Origin of the sequence: Pollutimonas rozaliensis (assembly GCF_048751585.1) — a bacterium.
Classification (GTDB): domain Bacteria; phylum Pseudomonadota; class Gammaproteobacteria; order Burkholderiales; family Burkholderiaceae_B.
The window spans coordinates 259890-279481 of record NZ_JAZHOB010000003.1; the positions used below are offsets into that span (position 1 = coordinate 259890).

Annotated in this window: 21 protein-coding genes; 15 read left to right on the plus strand and 6 right to left on the minus strand. The window is 62.2% G+C overall.

Translation table 11 applies throughout. The features are described 5' to 3' along the window. Positions 1-67: 67 nt before the first annotated feature. The 4 genes from V0R37_RS07160 (at position 68) to V0R37_RS07175 (ending at position 3535) form a co-directional block, all read left to right on the plus strand. A complete protein-coding gene (locus V0R37_RS07160) occupies positions 68-421 on the plus strand; it encodes a CidA/LrgA family protein (protein WP_420374040.1) in 354 nt (117 codons plus the stop codon). Beyond that, a complete protein-coding gene (locus V0R37_RS07165) occupies positions 418-1143 on the plus strand; it encodes an LrgB family protein (protein ID WP_420373868.1) in 726 nt (241 codons plus the stop codon). Before V0R37_RS07160 ends, V0R37_RS07165 begins: the two co-directional genes overlap by 4 nt. Before the next feature lie 155 nt (positions 1144-1298). Continuing rightward, on the plus strand, positions 1299-2960 hold the full coding sequence (locus V0R37_RS07170) for an acyl-CoA synthetase (RefSeq protein WP_420373869.1): 1662 nt from the start codon (positions 1299-1301) through the stop codon (positions 2958-2960). A gap of 92 nt (positions 2961-3052) precedes the next feature. Next, on the plus strand, positions 3053-3535 hold the full coding sequence (locus tag V0R37_RS07175) for a YajQ family cyclic di-GMP-binding protein (protein WP_420373870.1): 483 nt from the start codon (positions 3053-3055) through the stop codon (positions 3533-3535). Positions 3536-3594: 59 nt separating this feature from the next. Here the strand turns inward: V0R37_RS07175 and V0R37_RS07180 are convergent, their stop codons facing one another. Both V0R37_RS07180 and V0R37_RS07185 read right to left on the minus strand, forming a co-directional pair. After that, the gene (locus V0R37_RS07180) at positions 3595-4356 is read right to left on the minus strand and encodes an ABC transporter permease (protein ID WP_420373871.1); all 762 of its coding nucleotides are present in this window, start codon (positions 4354-4356) and stop codon (positions 3595-3597) included. Next, positions 4356-5282, minus strand: coding sequence for an ABC transporter ATP-binding protein (locus V0R37_RS07185; RefSeq protein ID WP_420373872.1), 927 nt, complete (start codon positions 5280-5282; stop codon positions 4356-4358). Before V0R37_RS07185 ends, V0R37_RS07180 begins: the two co-directional genes overlap by 1 nt. Positions 5283-5381: 99 nt before the next feature. Here V0R37_RS07185 and V0R37_RS07190 point away from each other — a divergent pair, with 99 nt between their 5' ends. Next, positions 5382-6878: an NAD(P)H-hydrate dehydratase gene (locus V0R37_RS07190; protein WP_420373873.1), complete on the plus strand. Its 1497-nt coding sequence runs from the start codon at positions 5382-5384 to the stop codon at positions 6876-6878. On the opposite strand, the gene V0R37_RS07195 is transcribed toward V0R37_RS07190, so the two are convergent. Continuing rightward, complete coding sequence (locus V0R37_RS07195) at positions 6846-7682, minus strand: universal stress protein (RefSeq protein WP_420373874.1); 837 nt, start codon at positions 7680-7682, stop codon at positions 6846-6848. The two genes, V0R37_RS07190 and V0R37_RS07195, sit on opposite strands and share 33 nt — an antisense overlap. A gap of 197 nt (positions 7683-7879) precedes the next feature. Here V0R37_RS07195 and V0R37_RS07200 point away from each other — a divergent pair, with 197 nt between their 5' ends. The 5 genes from V0R37_RS07200 (at position 7880) to V0R37_RS07220 (ending at position 12552) form a co-directional block, all read left to right on the plus strand. Then, on the plus strand, positions 7880-8728 hold the full coding sequence (locus tag V0R37_RS07200) for an HAD family hydrolase (protein ID WP_420373875.1): 849 nt from the start codon (positions 7880-7882) through the stop codon (positions 8726-8728). A gap of 16 nt (positions 8729-8744) precedes the next feature. Further along, positions 8745-9257, plus strand: a complete 513-nt coding sequence (tadA, locus tag V0R37_RS07205) for a tRNA adenosine(34) deaminase TadA (RefSeq protein WP_420374041.1) — start codon at positions 8745-8747, stop codon at positions 9255-9257. 70 nt (positions 9258-9327) lie between these two features. Next, on the plus strand, positions 9328-10284 hold the full coding sequence (locus tag V0R37_RS07210) for an LD-carboxypeptidase (protein ID WP_420373876.1): 957 nt from the start codon (positions 9328-9330) through the stop codon (positions 10282-10284). A gap of 57 nt (positions 10285-10341) precedes the next feature. Further along, complete coding sequence (locus tag V0R37_RS07215) at positions 10342-11943, plus strand: ABC-F family ATPase (protein WP_420373877.1); 1602 nt, start codon at positions 10342-10344, stop codon at positions 11941-11943. A gap of 12 nt (positions 11944-11955) precedes the next feature. Beyond that, positions 11956-12552: an IMPACT family protein gene (locus tag V0R37_RS07220; protein ID WP_420373878.1), complete on the plus strand. Its 597-nt coding sequence runs from the start codon at positions 11956-11958 to the stop codon at positions 12550-12552. 49 nt (positions 12553-12601) lie between these two features. Here V0R37_RS07220 and trxA read toward each other — a convergent pair whose 3' ends face one another. Then, positions 12602-12973: a thioredoxin gene (gene trxA / locus V0R37_RS07225; RefSeq protein WP_420373879.1), complete on the minus strand. Its 372-nt coding sequence runs from the start codon at positions 12971-12973 to the stop codon at positions 12602-12604. A 281-nt stretch (positions 12974-13254) separates the two neighbouring features. Next, positions 13255-14547, minus strand: coding sequence for an NCS2 family permease (locus tag V0R37_RS07230; RefSeq protein WP_420373880.1), 1293 nt, complete (start codon positions 14545-14547; stop codon positions 13255-13257). 94 nt (positions 14548-14641) lie between these two features. Between V0R37_RS07230 and tsaD the strand changes: the two genes are divergently transcribed. Next, the gene (gene tsaD / locus V0R37_RS07235) at positions 14642-15688 is read left to right on the plus strand and encodes a tRNA (adenosine(37)-N6)-threonylcarbamoyltransferase complex transferase subunit TsaD (protein ID WP_420373881.1); all 1047 of its coding nucleotides are present in this window, start codon (positions 14642-14644) and stop codon (positions 15686-15688) included. On the opposite strand, the gene plsY is transcribed toward tsaD, so the two are convergent. Beyond that, positions 15685-16326, minus strand: coding sequence for a glycerol-3-phosphate 1-O-acyltransferase PlsY (plsY, locus tag V0R37_RS07240; protein WP_420373882.1), 642 nt, complete (start codon positions 16324-16326; stop codon positions 15685-15687). The genes tsaD and plsY overlap by 4 nt on opposite strands. A 108-nt stretch (positions 16327-16434) precedes the next feature. Between plsY and surE the strand changes: the two genes are divergently transcribed. Genes surE through V0R37_RS07260 form a run of 4 tightly spaced genes read left to right on the plus strand, consistent with a single transcriptional unit; the run spans position 16435 to position 19581 of the window. Then, on the plus strand, positions 16435-17193 hold the full coding sequence (surE, locus tag V0R37_RS07245) for a 5'/3'-nucleotidase SurE (RefSeq protein WP_420373883.1): 759 nt from the start codon (positions 16435-16437) through the stop codon (positions 17191-17193). Next, positions 17178-17996 (plus strand): protein-L-isoaspartate(D-aspartate) O-methyltransferase, encoded by an 819-nt coding sequence (locus tag V0R37_RS07250; RefSeq protein WP_420373884.1) that lies wholly within the window; start codon positions 17178-17180, stop codon positions 17994-17996. The genes surE and V0R37_RS07250 overlap by 16 nt, the downstream gene beginning before the upstream one ends. Positions 17997-18013: 17 nt before the next feature. Beyond that, positions 18014-18796 carry a peptidoglycan DD-metalloendopeptidase family protein gene (locus V0R37_RS07255; protein ID WP_420373885.1) on the plus strand — a complete coding sequence of 261 codons (783 nt, stop codon included), beginning with the start codon at positions 18014-18016 and terminating at the stop codon, positions 18794-18796. Next, positions 18793-19581 carry a 3'-5' exonuclease gene (locus tag V0R37_RS07260; RefSeq protein ID WP_420373886.1) on the plus strand — a complete coding sequence of 263 codons (789 nt, stop codon included), beginning with the start codon at positions 18793-18795 and terminating at the stop codon, positions 19579-19581. The genes V0R37_RS07255 and V0R37_RS07260 overlap by 4 nt, the downstream gene beginning before the upstream one ends. Positions 19582-19592 lie beyond the last annotated feature (11 nt).

The window sequence follows — 19592 nt, forward strand, 5'->3', positions numbered from 1 at the left end:
CGGGGCCCTTTAGCGATAAGCGCCCTTTATCGCCGGCTTAACCTCTTGTCTTGCTGCCCTTATGCCTGTGTTGCTTGCCGTTGCCGTGCTTTTCCTTATGCAGATCGCCGGCGAGGCGCTGGCCCGCCTGACCGGCTTGCCGCTGCCCGGACCTTTGCTGGGCATGCTGCTGATGCTGGCCGCCCTGATGGCATACGGCCGGGTTCCCGCGGGCCTGCGCGATGCCTGCCATCACATGCTCAAGCACCTGATGCTGCTTTTCATTCCGGCGGTGGCGGGCATCACGGTATATTTCGGCACGCTGGAACGGGAATGGATTCCTTTCCTGCTGGCCTGCGTTGCCGGTGTGGCGCTGACCCTTGCCGTGACGGCATTGACATTTCGGTGGATGCTGAAACGCGCAAAGGCGTCGGGTTCATGAGCGCGAATCTTCTGGCGATATGGGCGCATCTGGCCGATTCCCCCCTGTTCTGGCTCTGCTTCACATTGCTGGCCTACCTTCTGGCCGTCACGATCCATCAGCGCGCCGGCGGCCATCCCTTGCTGCTGCCGGTGCTGACGGCGGTCATCGCGGTCGTCGCCTTCCTGGCCGCGACCGGCACGCCGTATCCGGTCTATGCCAGGCATACCTGGTTTTTACAGTTCCTGATTGGACCGGCCACCGTGGCCCTGGCCATTCCGCTATATGGCCAGCTGGGCCGCCTCAAGCGCATGCTGCTTCCCGTGGCTGTGGCCTTGCTGGCCGGATGCGCCACGGCGGTGGTGTCGGCCGTCGGCATAGCGTGGGCGTTGGGCGCCTCCTTCGCCACGCAGGCATCGGTCGCCCCAAAGTCCGCCACCATGCCGATAGCCATGGAAGTGGCCGGGTTGAATGGCGGCTTGCCTTCCCTGACGACGATAGCGGTGGCCATCACAGGAATCGCTGGCGCCATTATGGCCGGCTTTTTGCTCAGGGCCTTGCGCGTGAACGACCCCGCTGTCCAGGGTTTTGCGTTGGGCTTGAGCGCGCATGCCATCGGAGTGGCGCGCGCATTCCAGATCAATGAAACAGCGGGCGCCTTTGCCGCGCTGGGCATGGGCCTGAATGGCATCGCCACGGCAATCGTCGTGCCATTGCTGTTTGCGCTGCTGGCGCTTTTTTAAGCCTAGGGCTATGATTTTGTTACAGGAAACGCCGGCCCGCCTGTTGCGCCGGCGTTTACGCGCGGCCGCGCCGACAGGCCAGGCCGGCAAGGGGCCGCGGGCGGTTGTATCATCGTCTTGATGGCAGCGCGAAAAAATAATCAAAGGAGACCAGCATGTCCAGTATTTACGACCACGATCTGCCGCAGACGCCGGCCAATTACGCAGCCATGTCGCCGCTTTCTTTTATAGAGCGTTCCGCCCAGGTGTATCCGCAACGTCTGGCGGTCGTCCACGGTTCGGGACCGCAAGCCCTGCGGCGCAGCTGGAGCGAGCTTTACAGCCGCTGCCGCCGGCTTGCCAGCGCGCTGGCGCGCAGCGGCATCCGCAAAGGCGACACCGTGGCCGTCATGCTGCCCAATACGCCGCCGATGGTCGAGGCGCATTTCGGCATTCCCATGCTGGGCGCGGTTCTTAACGCCCTGAATACGCGCCTGGACCCGCAGATGGTCGCCTTCATGCTGGATCATGGCGAAGCCAAAGTGGTGATTGTCGATACCGAATTCGCCCCGATCATGGATCGCGCCCTGGCCTTGCGCAAATCCACGGCGCCCATTCGGGTCATCGATGTGGCCGACCCCCTTTATACCGGCGCCAATCAGCCCATAGGCGAGCAAGGTTACGAAGACTTCCTGGCCGGGGGCGATCCTGAATTCGACTGGGATCTTCCCGCCGACGAGTGGGACGCCATCGCGCTGAACTACACCAGCGGCACGACGGGCAATCCCAAAGGCGTGGTGTATCACCACCGCGGAGCCGCGGCGGCCGCCATTTCCAACATTCTGGAATGGGACATGCCCAAGCATGCCGTCTATTTATGGACCTTGCCCATGTTTCATTGCAACGGCTGGTGCTTTCCCTGGGCGGTGGCGGCGCGCGCGGGTGTCAACGTCTGCCTGCGCAAGGTCGATGCGCAAACCATCTTCGACTTCATACGCGAGCATGGCGTCACGCATTATTGCGGCGCGCCCATCGTGCACAGCCTTCTGGTCAATGCTCCCGACGGCATGAAGCAAGGCGTGCCGCCGGGCGTAAAAGCCATGGTGGCCGGCGCCGCGCCGCCCGCGTCCATGATAGAAGGAATGGAGCGCATGGGTTTCGACCTGCTTCACGTATACGGCCTGACCGAAGTCTACGGCCCGGCCACGGTCTGCGCCAAGCACGATGCCTGGGACGAGCTGGATATCGGCGAGCGCGCCCGGCTGAACGCGCGACAGGGCGTCACGTATCATCTGGAGCGCGGCATCAGTGTCATGGATCCGGAAACCATGCAGCCGGTGCCGGCCGACGGCCAGACCATGGGCGAAATCATGTTCCGCGGCAACATCACCATGAAGGGTTACCTGAAGAATCCCAAGGCCACGCAAGAGGCGCTGGCCGGCGGCTGGTTCCATAGCGGCGACCTGGCCGTCATGGACCCCGACGGTTATATAAAGATCAAGGATCGCAGCAAGGACATCATTATTTCGGGTGGCGAGAACATATCGTCCATCGAGGTGGAGGACGTCCTGTATCGCCATCCGGCCATCCTGGCGGCCGCCGTGGTGGCGCGGCCCGACGCCCGCTGGGGCGAAACTCCCTGCGCTTTTGTCGAACTCAAGGACGGTGCCGAGGTTACGGCGGATTCGATCATCGAGCATTGCAAAAAGCACATGGCGGGCTTCAAGATTCCCCGTACGGTGATATTTTGCGAATTGCCCAAGACATCAACGGGCAAGATCCAGAAATTCGAGCTGCGCAAGCAGGCCGAGGCGCTGGAAACGGCCACGGCAAGCTGACGTCTTGTCCGCCATGGGCGGGCGGGCCTGCGATGTTCCCGCCAGCCCGCTTTTAGTACACTTGCGGTAGATTCACTAACAGGATTTGTTGTATGCCTTCTTTCGATGTCGTTTCCGAAGTCGACAAGCATGAACTGAGCAATGCGGTCGACCAGGCCAATCGCGAATTGTCCACCCGCTTCGATTTCAAGGGCAGCGATGCCAAGTTCGAACTCGATGGTTTTGTGGTGACGCAATCGGCGCCCAGCGTTTTTCAACTGAACCAGATGCTGGACATCCTGCGCGGCCGCCTGTCGGCCCGCAGCATCGATGTCCGCTGCATGGATGTCGGCGACCCGCTGGAGAACCTGGGCGGCGCGCGCCGCAAAGTTACCATCAAGCAGGGCATAGAACAGGCGGTGTCCAAGAAACTGATCGCCGAGCTCAAGGCGGCCAAGATGAAAGTCGAGGCGCAGATCAATGGCGAGAAGCTGCGCATCAGCGGCAAGAAGCGCGACGACCTGCAGGCGGCCATAGCCTTGCTGCGCAAGACCGAAGTCGATCTGCCGCTGCAGTTCGACAACTTCCGCGATTAGCGGTCAAGCGGGCCTGCGCACGTTCCCCGTATCTGCGAAACGGGCGGCGCTAGGCCGCCTTAGTTCTTCAGCCGGTATCCCGACTTGAATATCCACGCGACGATGACCAGGCATAGCGCCAGGAAGAACAGCGTCATGCCCAGGCTGATGTATACGTTGACATCGGCGATGCCGTAGAAGCTCCAGCGGAAGCCGCTGATCAGATAGACCACCGGATTGAACAGCGTGACCGTCTGCCAGAAGGGCGGCAGCATGTTGATGGAATAGAAGCTTCCGCCCAGGAAAGTCAGGGGCGTCACGATAAGCAGTGGCACCAGTTGCAGCTTTTCGAAGCCGTCGGCCCAAATACCGATGATGAAGCCGAACAGGCTGAACGTGACCGAGGTCAGCACCAGGAAAAGCAGCATCCACCCGGGATGGTCGATTTGCAGCGGAACGAAGAAGCCGGCGGTCAGCAGAATGATGGCCGCCAGTATTATCGATTTGGTCGCGGCGGCTCCCACATAGCTCAGGGTGATCTCGAAGTACGAAACCGGAGCCGACAGCAATTCGTAGATGGTTCCGGTGAACTTCGGAAAATAGATGCCGAATGAGGCATTGGAGATGCTTTGCGTGAGCAGGGACAGCATGATCAGGCCCGGCACGATGAAGGCGCCGTAGCTGATGCCGTCGATCTCCGTTATGCGATGCCCGATGGCGGCGCCGAACACGACGAAATACAGCGAAGTTGAAATGACCGGGGCGATAATGCTTTGCAGCAGGGTGCGCCAGGTGCGGGCCATTTCGAATGCATAGATCGCGCGGATTGCATGGATGTTCATCAAGTGGGGCTCCGTACCAGCTTTACGAAAATTTCTTCCAGCGAGCTTTGCTTGGTCTGCAAATCCTTGAAGGCAATGCCGGCACGGCCCAGGTCTGTGAACAGATCGGTAATGTCGTTGTGGCGGCGCTGGGTGTCGTAGGTGTAGACGATTTCATCGCCTTCGCTCGAGAGCTCCAACTGGTATGGTTCAAGAATCGGCGGGAGCGCCTGCAAAGGCTGCAGCAGTTGCAGCGTCAGCTGCTTCTTGCCCAGCTTGCGCATCAACTCGGCCTTGTTCTCGATCAGGATGATTTCGCCGTTGTTGATCACGCCGACGCGGTCGGCCATTTCCTCCGCCTCTTCGATGTAGTGGGTGGTCAGGATAACGGTGACGCCGGTGTCGCGCAGCGACCTGACCACCTGCCACATCTCTTTGCGCAAGGACACGTCCACACCCGCGGTGGGTTCGTCAAGGAAAAGGATTTGCGGCTCGTGGGACAGCGCCTTGGCGATCAGTACGCGCCGTTTCATGCCGCCCGAGAGCGTGATGAGCTTGTTGTCTTTCTTGTTCCAGAGCGACAGCGCCCGCAGTATCCGTTCGATATGCGCCGGATTGGCGGGCTTGCCGAACAGGCCGCGGCTGAAACTGACTGTCGCCCATACGGTTTCGAAGGCGTCAGTCGTCAATTCTTGCGGCACCAGCCCTATTTTGGACCGGGCCGCGCGATAGTCCCGAACGATGTCGTGGCCGTCGGCCATGACCGTTCCGGCGCTGGGTCTGACCAGGCCGCAGATGATGCTGATCAGCGTTGTCTTGCCGGCGCCGTTAGGGCCCAGCAGGGCGAATATTTCGCCCCGGTGAATATCCAGGTTGATATTCTTCAGCGCCTGGAAGCCCGAGGGGTAAATCTTGTCCAGCTTCGATACGGAAATAATGGGGGGCATGATGATTTTCCAACGTCACTGCGGCACAATACCATAATCATAAACACGGCTTGTAGCCGTGTTGCGCAACCAAATGTGTTCCAAAAAGGCAGCCACGACATGAGCTTCATCGGATACACGGCATTATTGACGCCCGGCCAGATGGCCTTGGCCGATCAGGCGGCGATCCAAGGCGGCATTACCGGCACTGCGCTGATGGAAGCGGCCGGCGCCGCCGTGGCCAACGCCGTCGCGGCGCGCTGGAGCAAGCGTCCGGTGCTGATCGCCTGCGGGCCGGGCAATAACGGCGGCGACGGTTTTGTTGCGGCACGTCATTTGCGTGGCGCCGGGTGGCCGGTTACGGTGGCCGTGCTGGACGGCAAGGAGCCCTCTACGGGCGATGCCGCCTACCATGCCGGGCTGTGGGATGGTCCGTTCGAGCCTTTGTCCGTCAGCCTGCTGGAAGGCGCCGGATTGGTGGTGGATGCCCTGTTTGGCGCGGGCCTGTCGCGGCCGCTGGACGGCTCGGCCGCCGAATTCATCGCCGCCGTCAAGCACAGCGACATCCCCGTTTGCGCCATTGACATGCCCAGCGGCCTGGACGGCGCCAGCGGAGCCATCCTGGGCCATGCCGCGACCGCCGAGCTGACAGTGACCTTCTTCAGGAAAAAGCCTGGGCACATCCTGATGCCGGGCAAAAGCCTGTGCGGCCACGTGCTGGTGGCCGATATCGGCATACCGGCCGCAGTGCTCGACCGGATCGGTCCCGATACCTTCGAGAATGCGCCTGATCTATGGCTGCATTCCTTTCCCTGGCCCAGCCTGGATGGACACAAGTATCTGCGCGGACATGCGCTGGTGGTGGGCGGCCGCATCATGACCGGCGCGGCGCGCCTTACCGCTCAGGCTTGCGCGCGCATGGGGGCGGGGCTGGTGACAGTGGCGGCCCCCGCCACTGTCTGGCATATATATGCCGCCGCATTGACCAGTGTGATGGTCCACCCTATGCGCGAGTCGGGTGCGCTGGATGACATCCTGGCCGATGCCCGCATCAATGCGGTCGTCGTGGGGCCGGGCGCGGGGGTTTCCGATGTGACCCAGCGGCATGCCCTTCAGGCGCTGGCCAGCAAGCGTGCCGTGGTGCTCGATGCCGACGCCATCAGCGTTTTCGGGTCCGATCCGCAGTCCATGTTCGATGCCATACAGGGGCCTTGCGTGCTTACTCCCCACGATGGCGAGTTCAACCGCATCTTTTCGGCCGGCGGCGACAAGCTTCAGCGCGCCCGCCATGCGGCGGCGCAAAGCGGGGCAGTGGTGGTGCTGAAGGGAGCCGACACCGTCATTGCCGCAGCCGATGGCCGGGCGATCATCAATAGCAACGCGCCGCCGCAATTGGCCACGGGAGGCACCGGCGATGTACTGGCCGGCCTGATCGCGGGCCTATTGGCCCAGGGCATGGATGCCTTCGATGCGGCCGCGGCCGCGGTGTGGGTGCACGGCGAAGCCGCCGCCTTGTTCGGGCCGGGGCTGGTGTCCGAGGACCTGCAGCATAAAGTGCCCCGGGTGCTAAGGCGCCTGCAAGGGCTAATGAGACATCAGGACAGGCACCGTCATTGAATTGAGCAAAGTGCGCGAGGCGCCTCCCATGATCCATTGCCGCATGCGGCTATGGCCGTAGGCGCCCATGACGATCAGGTCGCTGTCCTCGTCGGTGGCGGTGTTCAGGATGATGTTTCCCACGCCGTAGTCTTCGCTTTCCTTGATGATGGCACGCGGCTTGGGGTAGCCCAGCGCCGCGCAGTAGTCGGCCAAGTCGTTTTCGCGTACGTCTTTGCCGCGAAGGTAGTCGGAACGCGGATCCACAGTCAGTACCGTCAACCGGGAACAGGCACGCAAGAGCGGAGCGGCATCCGAGAACGCCCTTGCGGCTTCGCGGCGATGATCCCAGCAAAATAGCACCCGCCGGCCTATGGGGTGTACTTCGCCCACCGCCGGTATCATCAGCACGGGTTTGCCGGCGGCCATGATGACGGCCTCGGCCAGATTGGGCATGAGCGAGGCCGTGGAGTCTTTGTTGTCGGCCTTGCTCATGATCATCAGATCGCAATAGCGCGCATGCAGGGCCAGGATTTCCTCGGGGCTGCCTTGGGGCGCGCGCCATTGCCCGCGTACGCCCGCAGTGGCGGTTTGCTCGAGAAACGTCTTTTTTACCGATTCTCGCTCTTGCGCAAACCGGTTGTCCGCCAGCCTTTTCATTTCATCGGGCAGGGCGGATGTCTCGGAGTAATAATGCGGCCCGGTTTCGGGGGGATAGACGCCGATGAGCTCGGCCTTGTGTTCGGCGGCCAGTTGCAGGGCGGCGCGCAGGCGGCGCGGCAGGCCGTCGTCGTGGCCGAGATGGATGGCGATGCGTCCAAGCATGATGAACCTCCTGGGGAGAGTGGGCCGGTTACTGCTTGCAAGACTCCGCTACATGCATGATACGCGGGTTGATGTGCAATTGAATAGCCCGGCCGGCTGCTTGCGGCCGGTGAAATGGCTTAATCGCGTTAAACTCCCGATGTTCATTACAGGGCCGGATGGACGATGACTTTCGGCCCATGCCGCGAGAACCTTGCATGTCCGATGTTATTGCCCTGATATTCGATTTCGACGATACGCTGGCGCCTGACAGCACCACCGGCTTTCTCGCCGACATTGGCGTCGACGTCGAGCGGTTCTGGAAGGACCAGGTTGGACCCTTGCTGTTCCAGCATGATTGGGACCCCGTGCCGGCCTACCTGTACCAGATGATAGAGCTGTCCAAGTCGGGCATGCACGGCGCCATCACGCGCGAACGCCTGGAGCAATGGGGCGGCCGCCTGCCGCTGCACGATGGGGTGAATACTTTATTCAGCCGCTTGCGCGCCATGGTCAAGGAGCAGCATCCGCAGGTGCAATTGGAGTTCTATCTGATTTCCAGCGGTATAGGCGACGTCGTGCGGCATACCCCGATTGCACAGGAATTTACCGATATCTGGGCTTCGGAGTTCATTTACGACGCCGCCGGCGGCATCCATTTCCCGAAACGGGTGGTCAGCTTCACCGATAAGACGCGCTATCTGTTCCATATACAGAAAGGCATCGTCGGGACCTCCTCGCGCAACAAGCCCTTTGAAGTCAATAAAAAAATACCCCAGGAAAAACTGCGCGTGCCGTTCGAGCAGATGATATTCGTGGGCGACGGCTATACCGACATTCCCTGTTTTTCGCTGATACGGCGTTCAGGCGGCGTGGCATTCGGCGTATGGGATCCCAAGCATCGGGATAAGCGCAGCCGGGCCTGGGGCTTTATCCAGGAAGGACGGGTATCCAACTTGAACCAGGCGCGCTACGACGAGCAGGCGGAGCTCTACCAATGGCTGGAGGAGGCCGTCGAGAGCCTGGCGGGCCGCATTTCCCTGAACAACCGTATTTATCGGGGGTAAGGCGGCCATGAGCGGGATGGAAAAACAGGGCTCAACAGCGCCCTTAGCGCAGGCCTCCCTGTCCGACGAGGCGGCCATGCGGCTGGCGCTGCAGCAGGCGGAACTGGCCTATGCGGCCGGCGAAGTTCCGGTGGGCGCCGTGGTCCTGGATGCGGGAGGGCGGGTGATAGGCCTGGGTTACAACCGCAGCATCACCGACCATGACCCCAGCAGCCACGCCGAAATCGTCACCTTGCGGCAGGCCGCCGCCTTCATGAAGAATTACCGGCTGCCCGGCGCAAGCCTGTTCGTTACCCTGGAGCCTTGCGCCATGTGCATGGGCGCCATGCTGCATGCGCGTCTGGATCGGGTGGTCTATGGCGCGACCGATCCCAAGACCGGCGCTTGCGGCAGCGTGCTGAGCGTTCACGCCAGCCCGCAACTGAACCACAGGACTACGGTTACGGGCGGGGTTCTGGCCGATGAGTGCGGCGACATGCTGCGCCGATTCTTTCGCGAGCGGCGCGCCAAGGCGAAAAGCGCGGGCTAAGGCGCCGGGGCGCTTGTATTACTATATCCGTCAATTTTTCTTATTCATTCCATCGACCACAGGCAAAACCATGACGCAGGCCGCGCACGACCACGATCACGATCACGACCACCCTCATGCGAGCCATGGGCAGGCGGCGCCTGGCGGCATTTACCTGATCTCGCCATCGGGCGCCGTGGCTGATCCGCAAGCACTGGAGCGGGCCACCGTCCGGTTGGCCGAGTTGGGCTTCAAGACCGCCATCGATCGCACGGCGCTGGCGGTGCACGAGCGTTTCGCCGGAACCGACAAACAGCGCCTGGCCGCCATTACCCGCGCCCTCAAGCAAAAGCACCCCATCGTCATGGCGACACGCGGAGGCTACGGCCTTAGCCGCCTGCTGCCTTTCATTGATTGGCGGGCGGTGGCCGACAGCGGCAAGACATTTATCGGGCAAAGCGATTTCACCGCATTCAACCTGGCGCTGCTGGCGCAAACAGGGGCTTGCAGTTACGCCGGCCCGACGGCGGTATTCGATTTCGGCGCAGCCAAGATGGACGACCTGACGGCGGCGCTGTTCGCCGAAAGCATGCGCGGCGAACTGGAGATACTCAGCTTCGAGTCGGCCGATTGCGATGCCGTCGATGCGCGCGGCGTGCTGTGGGGGGGCAACCTGGCTATGGTCGCCTCGCTGGTGGGAACTCCCTACATGCCCAAGGTCAGAGGCGGCATCCTGTTCCTGGAAGACGTTGCCGAGCATCCCTTCCGCATCGAGCGCATGCTGACCCAGTTGTGGCATGCCGGCATCCTGGCCCGCCAAAAGGCCATCGTGCTGGGGCGCTTTACCGACTATAGGCTGGGCAAGAACGACAATGGCTACGACCTGCCCAGTGTCGTGGCCTGGCTGCGCGCCCACGTGAAGGTGCCGGTGGTGACCGGCCTGCCTTATGGCCACGTCAAGGTGAAGGCCACGCTGCCCGTGGGCAGGAAAGTGGGGATTGCCACGGAGCAGGGCATGGCGCACTTGGTGCTTGAAGAGCATTTTTGAGTCCGGCTTGTTAAACTACTGGGTTGTTCTCACTAATTACTACGCGAAAACCACCCAGTGATCTCCACCGCAAATTTAACTATCCAGTTCGGCGCCAAGCCTCTATTCGAGAATGTCAGCGTCAAGTTCGGCGACGGCAACCGATATGGCCTAATAGGGGCCAACGGCTCGGGCAAATCGACCTTCATGAAGATCATCGGCGGCGACCTCGAGTCGAGCGCCGGCAATGTGTCGCTGGATCCAGGCGTGCGCCTGGGAAAACTGCGCCAGGACCAGTTTGCATATGAAGACATCCGCGTGCTGGATGTCGTCATGATGGGCCACGAGGAAATGTGGCAGGTGATGTCGGAAAGGGATGCCATCTATGCAAACCCGGACGCCACCGAAGACGACTACATGCATGCGGCCAACCTGGAAGCCAAGTTCTCGGAGTACGACGGCTATACCGCCGAGGCCCGCGCGGGCGAGCTGCTGCTGGGACTGGAAATTCCCGTCGAGCAGCACCAATTGCCCATGCGGGAGATCGCACCGGGCTGGAAGTTGCGCGTGTTGCTGGCCCAGGCCCTGTTTTCCAATCCCGACGTGCTGCTGCTGGACGAGCCCACCAACAACCTGGACATCAACACCATACGCTGGCTCGAGGATGTGCTTAACAGCTACCAAAGCACGATGATCATCATCAGCCACGACCGGCACTTCCTGAATCAGGTGTGCACCCATATGGCCGACCTGGATTACCGCGAATTGCGCGTCTATCCGGGTAATTACGACGACTACATGCTGGCCTCCACCCAGGCGCGCGAGCGCCAGAGCGCGGCCAACGCCAAGGCCAAGGAAAGGGTTGCCGAGCTGCAGGACTTCGTGCGCCGCTTCGCGGCCAACAAGTCCAAGGCCCGCCAGGCAACCTCGCGCCTGAAGCAGATCGATCGCATCAAGGCCGGCGCCGTCGAAGTCAAGCCTTCTTCCCGCGTGAATCCCTACATTCGCTTCGAGCAGAACAAGGTCTTGCACCGTCTGGCCGTCACCATCGAGTCGATCAGCAAATCCTTCGACAGGCCGGTCATCAAGCCTTTCTCGGCCATGATAGAGGCCGGCCAGAAAGTGGCGATCATCGGCGCGAACGGCGTGGGTAAAACGACGCTATTGCGCATGCTGGCCGGCGATCTGGCGCCCGATACGGGAACGGTCAAATGGTCCGACAGCGCCGATCTGGGCTATATGCCGCAGGACGTCTCCGAGCAGTTCCAATCGGACAAGAACCTGTTCGACTGGCTGGCCGATTATCGCCAGGCCGGCGACGACGACCAGGCCATGCGGTCGGTGCTGGGGCGGCTGCTGTTTTCGGGCGACGACATCGGCAAGGAAGTACGGGTGCTGTCGGGCGGTGAAAAGAACCGCATGAGTTTCGGCCGCCTGATGCTGGGCCGCCACAACGTGATGCTGCTGGACGAGCCCACCAACCACCTGGACATGGAATCCATCGAGTCCTTGCAGTTCGCCCTGGAACTGTATGCCGGCACCTTGATCTTCGTGTCGCATGACCGCGAATTCGTATCGGGCCTGGCCACGCGGGTGATCGAAATCATGCCCGATGGCGAAATCCTGGACTACCAAGGCAATTACGACGATTACTTGTCGTCGCGCGGCATAGAAGCCTGATCTACGGGAGCCATGTCTTTTGTCTTGACGGGTCCGGCATCCTACCAGGAGGACATCAGGAAAAGCCGGTTCTCGGCCCTGGCCGCTCCCGTCCGGAATCCTGACGAGGCCTTGCGGTTTTTTGCCGGGAACAGCTCGCCCGATGCCACGCACAACTGCTGGGCCTACCGAATAGGTAGCGAGTACCGTTTCAATGACGACGGCGAACCCGGCGGTACCGCGGGGCGCCCCATACTCCAGGCTATCGAAGGCCAGCGCTGCGACTGTGTCGCGGTGCTGGTGCTGCGCTGGTTCGGCGGCATCAAGCTGGGACCCGGCGGCCTTATCCGCGCCTACGGCGGCGTGGCGGCGCAGTGTCTGCGGCTGGCTGACAAGACGGAATGGGTGGACGAAGTGTTTGTGGAATGCCGCTGCGGCTTCACGGACCTGGCTTTGGTGCAGTCCCGCTTTGCCGCGTTCGATGTGCGCATCGTCGCCGAATCCTTCGATGGCGTGGGGGTGACCTGGCGCCTGGCCCTGCCCAGAAGCCGCGAACGGGAATTGGCCGCGCTGGTTACCGACCTGACGCGCGGGCAGGCGCTATGGGCGCCTTCGTCGGCATCCGATTGAAGCCAGGCGCGGCGGGGCGGGACAGGCGTCCCGCCTTGAACCGACCGGCCTAGGCCTGGCCGTTCTGCTGGGCCGCGATTTCGGCGTGGACCTGCTCCATGTCGACTTCCTTGACCTGTGTGATCAATTCCTGCAGTTGACTGGCGGAAAGCGCGCCGGGCTGGGAAAACAGCAGCACGCGCTCGCGGAACACCATCAGGGTCGGGATGGAGCGTATGCCCAGTCCGGCGGCCAGCTCCTGCTCGTCCTCGGTATTCACCTTGGCGAAGGTCACGTCGTCGTGCTGCGCGGCCGCATCGTCGAAGATGGGCGCGAAATTCCGGCATGGCCCGCACCATGGCGCCCAAAAGTCCACGATCAGCGGCTTGCTTTCCTGTATGGCCGTCTGAAAGGTATCTTTGTTCAAATCGATGGTGCTCATAGAACCCCCTAAATAAAAAAGCGGCTAGGGCAGCCGCTTGTTCTAACTGAATGTTGATGACGAGATTCCAGTGTAACGCCATTTCCGGCCGCTTGCGCGGACGTGGGGGCGACCTTTTGCCGCCGGGCCGCCCCAAGGCAAAAGAGCCCCCTTGGGGGGCAGCAAGCGGGCGAGCCCGCGCGGCGTGGGGGCAACCTTTTTGCCGCCGGGCCGCCCCAAGGCAAAAGAGTCCCCTTGGGGGCAGCAAGCGGGCGAGCCCGCGCGGCGTGGGGGCAACATCACTACTCAGGGAAGAAGGCGTACTTGATCACGAACAGGGCGGCCACCAGCAGGGTGGCCGGATGGATATGGCGGAACTTGCCGGTGATGGCTTTCAGCACGACATAGCTGATGAATCCGAAGGCCAGGCCGTTGGCGATGGAATAGGTGAAGGGCATGATCATCGCAGCCAGGGCGGCCGGGGTGGCTTCGGTGATGTCGCTCCAGTCGATCTGGGTGATCTCGCGCAGCATCAATCCAGCCACGTACAGCAGGGCCGGAGCGGTGGCGTAGGCCGGCACCGACCCAGCCAGCGGAGCCAGGAACAGCGCCAGCAGGAACAGCACGGCTATGGTCAGCGCGGTCAGGCCGGTGCGTCCGCCCGCCTGCACGCCGGCGGCGCTTTCGATATAGGCCGTCGTGCTGCTGGTGCCCAGGAAGGAACCGGCGACGATGGCCGAGCTGTCGGCCAGCAGGGCGCGTCCCAGGCGGTTCGGCTTGCCTTCCTGGATCAGATTGGCGCGGGTGGCCACGCCTATCATGGTGCCGGTGGCATCGAAGACCTCGACCAGAACGAGCACCAAGATGACATGGATGAAGCCGGTGTGCAGGGCGCCCATGATGTCCAGTTGGAAAAAGGTGGGCGCCAGGCTGGGCGGCACCGAGAATACGCCGTAGAACTGGCTATTGCCGGTCAGCATGGACAGGACGGTGACGATCAGGATGCCGATCAGGATTGCGCCCCTGACCTTCAAGGCGTCCAGGGCGGCAATGATGAAGAAACCCAGTATCGCGAACAGGGCGGGCGCGGATGTCAGGTCGCCCAGGGCCACCTTGGTGGCCGGGTTGGCCACCACAATGCCGGAGCCGCCCAGCGCGATGATGGCCAGGAAGAGCCCTATGCCCGCGGCGATGGCCGAGCGTAGCGAATGAGGTATGCCTGCGATCAGCCAGGAGCGGATGCCGGTAAGGGTCAGCGCCACGAAGATCACGCCCGAAATGAACACGGCGCCCAATGCCTGCTGCCAGCTATAGCCCATGGCGCCTACGACGGTGAAGGCGAAGAAGGCGTTCAGGCCCATGCCGGGCGCCAGGCCTATCGGCCAGTTGGCCATGAAAGCCATGATCAGCGTACCGAGAGCCGCCGCCAGGCAGGTGGCGACGAAAACGGCGCTCTTGTCCATGCCCGTGCTCGACAGGATTTCCGGATTGACGAAAATAATGTAGGACATCGTCAGAAAGGTCGTGATGCCGGCCAGGATTTCGTTGCGGACCGATGTCCCGTGTTCGCGCAATTGGAATAATCGTTCGAGCATTTCCTTCCCCAGGAGAGTGATGGTTCGAGTTCGACGGATAAACGATAATGAAGCCTGAATTCTAAGTCCGTTTACCGGCGGTAAACTAGCACTCATGATTATTATTGGTTTTGAAAGTTCCTGCGACGAAACAGGCGTGGCCCTGGTCTGCACTGAAAAGGGCTTGCTGGCCCACGCCCTGCATAGCCAGATCGCCATGCACCAGGAATACGGCGGAGTCGTGCCCGAACTGGCGTCGCGCGATCATATCCGGCGCATTCTTCCGCTGACGCGCGAAGTCCTGGACAAGGCCGGCCTGGCCATCGAACAGATCGACGCCGTGGCGTATACGGCCGGTCCCGGCCTGGCGGGCGCCTTGCTGGTCGGAGCCAGCGTTGCCCAGTCCTTCGCCTGGGCGCGCGGCCTGCCCGCCATCGCCATCCATCACCTTGAAGGGCATCTGCTGTCGCCGCTGCTGGCTGCGCCGCAGCCCGATTTTCCTTTCGTGGCCCTGCTGGTTTCGGGCGGCCATACCCAGATCATGCGCGTGGGCGGCGTGGGCGATTACCGGCTATTGGGCGAGACGCTGGACGACGCGGCGGGCGAGGCCTTCGATAAAACCGCCAAGCTCATGGGCCTGGGTTATCCGGGCGGTCCGGCCCTGTCCCGGCTGGCCGAATCGGGCGATCCCGCCGGCTTCGACCTGCCGCGCCCCATGCTGCACAGCCGCGATCTCGATTTCAGCTTCAGCGGCCTGAAGACGGCAGTGCTGACACGCTTGAAGGCGCTCGAGAAAGCGCCGGGAGGGATCACCGAAAGCCAGCGCGCCGACCTGGCCGCATCCACCGAGGCGGCGATTGTCGATGTGCTGGCCGCCAAGGCCATCAAGGCCATGAAACAGACCGGCTTGAAACGCCTGGTGGTGGCCGGCGGCGTGGGCGCCAACCGGCATCTGCGCGAACGGCTGCTGCAAGCCATGGCCAAGCTGGGCGGCGAGGTCTTCTTTCCGCCGCTGGACCTGTGCACGGACAACGGCGCCATGATCGCCTATGCGGGCGCGCAGCGCGTAAATGCCGGCCTGGCCGACTTGAACGACACCGGACATGCCTTTACGGTCAAGCCGCGCTGGGACCTGCAGGATGTTTGCGCCCCTGCTGCCTAGCTTTTCTTGGCGCCGATGCGGCTTTCCTTGCCTCTCATGAGGCGGCTGATATTGGCTTGATGCCTGAACAGCAGCACGACCGATATGACTACTATCGCCAAGGCCATGGCCTTGTCCAGTTCCCATGCCACGTTGCCGCCCAGCAGGTAGTACAGCGGAGCGAAGATGGCGGCGACGATGGATGCCAAGGATGAATACCGGAAGGCATAGGCCACGATCAGCCAGGTGCCGACGGTTGCCAGGGCCAGCCACGGATTCACCGCCAGCACCACCCCCATGGCGGTGGCGACACCCTTGCCGCCCTTGAAGCCCAGGAATACAGGATAGACATGGCCCAGGAAGGCGGCCACGGCGCATGCCGCCACCACGCCGGTGGGCAGACCCATGCGTTGCGCCAGGTAGGCGGCGGCGAAGACAGCCAGCCAGCCCTTGGCGGCATCGCCCAGCAGCGTCAGTGCGGCGGCCGTCTTGTTGCCGGTGCGCAACACGTTGGTGGCGCCGGGATTCCTTGAGCCGAAGCTGCGCGGGTCCGCCAGGCCCATGGCCCGGCTGACGACGACGGCAAACGGCACGGAACCCAGCAAGTAGGATCCGAGCACCAGGCCCAAAGACGCGACGATAGAGGTGGCAACTGACATAATTCAATGACTCCGATGGCTTGTGCGGCGATTCTACCCAGTGTCGCCCAAAACAACAAAACGACCGGGTACAATTCGCTACGTTCGGTTGAATTTTCATGGAAGGCAATGCGCATACTGGTATCCAACGACGATGGCTACAACGCCCCTGGGCTGGAAGCCCTTGTGCAGGCTGTCAAGGGGTTGGGCGACCTCACGGTCGTGGCCCCTGAAACCAACTGCAGCGGCTCATCGAATTCGCTTACCCTGAATCGTCCGCTGTCGGTGCGGCAGGCCAATAACGGTTTCTATTATGTTAATGGGACGCCATCCGATTGCGTGCACATAGCCCTGACCGGCTTGCTGGATTTCCGCCCCGACCTGGTGATTTCGGGCATCAACAACGGGGCCAACATGGGCGAGGACACCCTGTACTCGGGAACGGTCGCGGCCGCCACCGAAGGCTATCTGTTCGGGATACCGGCCATCGCCTTCTCCCAGACCGAAAAAGGCTGGCAGCATATCGATGCCGCCGCGCGTATCGCGCGAACCATCGTCGAGCAGCAAACGCTCAATCCGCTGGCCAGCCCGGTCCTGCTGAACGTCAATATTCCGGCCGTGCCGTTTGAAACCATACAGGAAATGCGTGTCACCCGGCTTGGCAAGCGGCATCCTTCCGAGCCTGTCGTCAAAAGCAGCACGCCTTATGGCGATCCGGTGTACTGGATAGGCCCGGTGGGCAGGGTATCCGATTCCGCGCCGGACACCGACTTCGGCGCCATAGAGCAGCATGCGGTATCGATCACGCCTTTGCGGTTCGACTTGACCCATCACGAGCAACTGAGCCAGGTCAGGGACTGGGCGGGGCCGCTATGCGCAAGCCGGTAGCCCCTTTCCCTTTTGCCAGCGGCACCACCAACCGCTTCGGCCGGTCCAGCCTCGGAGGCGGGGTTTCGGCGGCCAACAGCAACACCCGTGTTTTTGGTCCCGGCAACCCCGCGTCCAATGCGCCGCTGGTTGGACACCATAGATCAACAACGGTTAATTTGGGCTTGAACTCCGAGCGTTCGCGCGGCATGATGATCCAGCGCCTGCGCAACCAGGGCATTCAGGACGAACGAGTCCTGGATGCCATGATGGCCGTGCCGCGGCATATGTTCGTCGACGAAGGCCTTGCCAGCCGGGCCTACGAAGACGCGGCCCTGCCCATCGGGCATAGCCAGACCATTTCCCAGCCCTGGGTCGTGGCCCGCATGATTTCCGCCGTGTGCGAAAATCGTGTTCCGGTTAAAGTACTGGAAGTTGGCGCCGGCTGCGGCTATCAGGCGGCGGTGCTTGCCCAGTTCATCAAGGAGGTTCACGCCGTCGAGCGTATACGCGGACTGTACGAGCTCGCGCGCGAGCACCTCAGGGCGCAAAAGCTTATAGGCCGTGTCCGCCTGACTTTTGGCGATGGCATGGCAGGATTGCCCGGAATAGCGCCTTTCGATGCAATTGTCATCGCGGCGGCCGGTATTAAAATTCCCCAGGCTTTGCTGGAACAGTTAGCCATTGGGGGTCGTTTGATCGCCCCGGAGGGGACAACGGCGCAGCGCCTGATTCTTATCGAGCGTACCGGTGCGGCCACATGGCACCGCGAAGAGCTCGAATCGGTCCGCTTTGTCCCGCTCCGGCCAGGAACCCAGTCTTAAGCATTCAGGAGAGCCACATGCACGCAGGGACGTTTCGGTCTACCGCTACTCTGACACTTGAACACCCTAAACGCACATCCCGGTATTTGTTGCTGGGCGCCGTCATCGCGACCAGCATTCTGGCTGGATGCGCCTCCAGGACCACGCAGGCGCCCGTTACCGACATGTCGGGCGGCGCCGTTGCGCCGGCCGCCAGCGGCACCTATGTCGTCAAGGCGGGCGACACGCTCTATAAAATCGCCCAGGCCAACAATATCGAGGTGTCCGAGCTTAGCCGCCTGAACAACATCAGCGATCCCAGCCAACTGCGCATCGGCCAGGTGCTGCGTCTGGATTCGTCGGGACCCGCGCCCGCGCCGGCGGTCGCCACGCCGGTTCCCGTCACGCCGGTCAAGCCGGTCGAACCGACCACCAATGTCCGCGCCAGCGATGCTCACGTAATCAACTGGTCCTGGCCCGCCACCGGAAAAATCATCCAGAGCTTCAACGCCAATACCAAGGGCATCGATATCGCCGGCGCAACCGGCGATCCGGTGCTCGCGGCGGCCGACGGCAAGGTCATGTACGCCGGCAACGGCGTTCGCGGACTGGGCAACCTTATTCTGCTGGGACACAGCGACGGCTTCATCACCGCCTATGCCCACAATCAGACCCTGCTGGTGAAAACCGGGGAGCAGATCAAAAAGGGCGCAAAGATTGCCGCTATCGGCCAGACCGACACCAGTTCGCCGCGCCTGCACTTTGAAATCCGCCGCCGGGGCACGCCGGTCAACCCCTTGTCCTATCTGCCCGCCCGATGACGCCCACGCTGGTCTTTGACCTGGAGACCATACCCGATGCGCAGGGCTTGCGCCGGCTGAATCCCCAATGGGATGCGGGCCTGTCCGATACCCAGGTCATTGAAGCCGCGCTGGCTGCCCGGCGGGAATCGCACGGCAACGATTTCCTTCCGCTGCATTTGCACAAGGTGGCGGTTGTGGGCTGCGTGTTCCGCGACGACCAGGGCTTTCGGGTCAAGACGCTGGGCAGCGCCGACGATCCCGAGGCCGCGCTGCTGGCGGGTTTCTTCAAGACCATAGAACGCTATACGCCCAGGCTGGTCAGCTGGAACGGGTCGGGCTTCGACCTGCCCGTGCTGCATTACCGCAGCCTGATCCACGCCGTTCCGGCCCCGCGCTATTGGGACACCGGCGAAGACGACCGGGATTTCAAGTACAACAACTACATCAGCCGCTATCACAATCGCCATATCGATCTGATGGACCTGCTGGCCAAGTACAACGGCCGGGCCAATGCGCCGCTGGACGAACTTGCCAAGCTTTGCGGTTTTCCGGGCAAGCTGGGCATGGACGGCAGCCAGGTATGGAAAGCCTGGTCCGAGGGCAAGGCCGACGAGGTGCGCGCCTACTGCGAAACAGACGTGGTGAACACCTGGCTGGTGTATTGCCGCTTCCGCTACCTGAAAGGCGAGCTGGACCGCATTGCCTACGACGCCGAGGTGCAACTGGTGCGCGATACCCTGCAGGCCAGCCCCGATGCGCATTGGAAGGAATACATGGCCGCCTGGGACGATACCGCCCAGTAGCGCCAAACGTT